The sequence below is a fragment of the Mesorhizobium sp. M5C.F.Ca.IN.020.29.1.1 genome, assembly GCF_003997375.1.
In the GTDB taxonomy this organism is placed as follows: domain Bacteria; phylum Pseudomonadota; class Alphaproteobacteria; order Rhizobiales; family Rhizobiaceae; genus Mesorhizobium; species Mesorhizobium wenxiniae.
Map to the genome: position 1 here is coordinate 1 of NZ_RZSW01000622.1, position 3,263 is coordinate 3,263.

General features: G+C 58.1%; 3 protein-coding genes. All 3 read right to left on the minus strand.

The genetic code is table 11. The features are described 5' to 3' along the window. The coding region (locus tag EOA85_RS30980; RefSeq protein WP_127212268.1) for an SIR2 family protein at positions 1–1,259 on the minus strand (1,259 nt) is incomplete at its 3' end. 110 nt (positions 1,260–1,369) lie between these two features. After that, on the minus strand, positions 1,370–2,365 hold the full coding sequence (locus EOA85_RS30985) for a 3'-5' exonuclease (protein ID WP_127212269.1): 996 nt from the start codon (positions 2,363–2,365) through the stop codon (positions 1,370–1,372). Between the two features lie 311 nt (positions 2,366–2,676). Next, positions 2,677–3,263: 3-oxoacyl-[acyl-carrier-protein] synthase III C-terminal domain-containing protein (locus EOA85_RS30990; protein ID WP_281033815.1), on the minus strand; the 587-nt coding region annotated here is incomplete at its 5' end.

The following is a 3,263-nucleotide window of genomic DNA, read 5'->3' on the forward strand; positions in this document are numbered from 1 at the left end:
GGCATGAACCGGTCAACAATCGTGTCGAAATAGTGTGCCCTTGTGCCGAGCTCGGGGCCGTCACCACCAATGATCCATATCCGCGGGTCGCCAAGGGCACGTAGCTTGGCGATTTCACCGGGCGCATCCGGGCAAGCAAAGATGATCAAGCGAAAAGTCGGGATGGTCAGCGCTTGATAAATGATATTGTTCAGGTGCTCGTCGCCGAATCCATAGCCCGCGGTCACTAGGACGCTTTGCTCGCGAACGATGCGCGACTGAAATTCGCGAAAGAGATCGGCATACGGCGACCCGAGGCTCGAGTTCTGCTTTGCCGGCGTCGGAAAGATCATCATTTTGGCGCCGCCGTCGGCCGGCCACTTCTCACGGATAGGGAAGAGGCCGTGATCGTCCTCTGTCCAGCTGATCGATCCATGCAACTTACACAGATAGACGAACGCATCGACTGCGGACCATTTTCGGTTTGAAAGATCCAGCTGCTCAGCCAAGGCGTAGCGAAATGTGGAGGGGTTGAATCGCCGCTCTATAATGCCCGAGAAACCATTGGCGTAAGGAATGCCAAGGCGATCCATCGCAGTTTCGTTGAACAGATCATAATTCGTGGTGAACACCCAAGGACGGGGTAGGCTTCGGTCGCGCAACACTAATTTGCGATAGAACTTTTCATAGAGGTCGCGGACAGCCGTATCCCCGTTCGCGAAAGCACCGTCAGTGCACTGCTCCCAAAGGAATGCTTGTACCTTGTTGATGACCTGCGTCAGTTCTTTGGCCCGCGTCCAGTGGGATGATTTCGCGCTACGTTGGGAGACAAAACGGAGACTGTGCAGGACCTCCATCAACCGCTCGAGGTTACGCGCGTACTCATCTTCCAGTTCGACGCCGGCCTCTTGGAGAATGGCCACTTCTTCTCTGGTTAGAAGCCAGTCGGGCGACTCTACAGGCGGCAAGTCGGCAGTGTCTTCACCCAATAAATCCTCGTCCTCCGCAGCCTGCTGTGCGGCTGCCAACGCTTGGGTGGTAGTATTGCAAAACATCTCAGCTAGGGGCTGCATCGTTGAGATGCCTCGCTCCTCTCCATCGATACGCAATGACGAGCAGCCTGCACCTAAAAGAAACGCCACGTTGCGCGCGTTCAAGGCATCGGCGATGCCTTTCTGAACTGTCTCGACTCCTTGGGTCCAATCGATGATGGCCGGTGTCGAATCGCCGTTGCGGACAATCTGAAACTGGCGCTGCGGCGCCACATTCTCGTCAGCCATCCCCTCTTCCCCCCAACGATGCGAGCATCAAGAATACGCCGCAGTAGTGACCCACCGTTCAAATTAAAGCAAAGATGATTTGTATCTACCGGCAGGTCAGCAGTTGCAAACTACGCTGCTTTAAAGCGATCGGCTGCTGAAAGCCGTTGCATAAGCGGCTCCGCTTCGGGCCAACGATAAATGTCTCCGCGCAGAAATCGGAGTTCGTCCTCAAGTTCCTCCTCGGCGATTTCCGCCCACCAGGATTTCGGGCGACCGTCACTGCCATCTGACCATCGATATCCGCGCGCCTTCAGATGATCCTTCATCTCGAAGGGGCTGTTCTCGGCCCACACCCGAACCCGGAGTCGTTGACTGGCGGCGTGGAGCTCTGAGAATGGCGTTACGCCGCTGCCGGTAATCGGCCTGGCAAGAATTTCGAGCAGCGCATGGCAATCGTCGGTCGCGCGATGCCCCTCATGGAACAGGCCCGATTGTCCGACCAGATAGCCGAGTTTGTTGCCTTCGAAGCCGTGATCCGCCCAGCGGATTTCCGTCACCGAACAGGCCCATGGTTTTGGGATGAAAGATGGCGACAGACGCTCGCAAAATGGCCTGTCGAAACCGGCGTTGTGGGCGATGATGAGATCGGCAGGCTCAATGAGTGCATCGAGGGCAACGAAATCGATCGTCTGTCCCGCCACCATCTCGTCGGTGATGCCGGTCAGGCGAGTGATTTCCGCCGGTATCGGCCCCGACGGTTGCCGGAACGCGCTGAAGACGCCGACGACATCGCCGATCATCCCTGCATCGTCATAGGTGAAGGCGACGGCACCGATTTCGATCACTTCGTCGCGGGAATGATTAAGACCGGTGGTTTCGACATCGACTAGGACGGCAAGCCTCGGAAATCTGCTGCTAGCGCGATCGATGATCGGACGTGGCACCAGCTTTCGCAAAACCTTGAACCGCCCCGTGTCTTCGAGCAGCTGGGCGAGATCATCCTCAGTTTTGGGCGTAATGTCGGGTTGCTGCCGCGCGCGCCGAGCTGGCGCAATGCGCCGCGGTGCTTCCCTGTAGCCAGGGTCAAGATCGAACAGGTCGAACTGTCCAGAAAGTGCGTTCATCAAATCATCCGGTCAGGAAGGCAGTGATCGTTGCCGACAAGATATATCGACCCAAGGGGTCCATCAAACAATGGCGCACCACCGCGGCTTGCTTGGAATCTCGTTGTCGTCGCTCGGCGACGAGGCCAACGATGACACGCAAGGTGAAAAACAGACCACATAGGCAAATCTAATCTGCGGGCTCGCCTCCGCACGAGCGATGGCGCTGGCACCTTCGGGAATTGCGCACGATCTGGCTCATTTTCGCATTGGTTCCATTGTCCTATTTCACTCATTCTAGTCTTGCCGTCCTTTGGGCGCCGGTCGCTCGGCTAGATTCCGACGACGAGCGCGCCGCCGCTGAGACCCGCCCCCGCTGCTGCAAGGAGAATCTTCTCGCCCTGTCGAAACGGCTCCATGTGATTGGCTAACGAGAGCGACAGCGGGATCGTCGCGGCGGAAGAATTGCCATATTCGGCGATGGTCTTGACGATGGCATCATCGGCAATGCCGAGGTTTCGTCCCACCGCACCGAAAATGCGGGTATTTGCCTGGTGCGGAACGAACCGATCGATCTCTTGCGGCGGCACTCCGGCAGCGACAAGCGCGTCTTTTGAGCAATCGGTCATCATCTCCACGGCCTTGCTGAACACTTCACGGCCGTCAGTGATCGTCATCCGTGTCTGCTCGAGGTCGAGGTCGCCATGGAACGGGGTGTTGCTTCCGCCGGCGGGAATCTGGATCAGCCCGTAGCCCGAACCGTCGGAATCCACCGAAGCGCCAAGAATGCCCCGGTCAGTGTCGTCGCACGAGCCGATCACCACGGCGCCGGCGGCATCGGCAAACAGCACGGCGCTGGCGCGCTCGGCCGGATTGATGCGGCGGCTGAGGATGTTGGCGGCGATGACAAGGGCGGCTT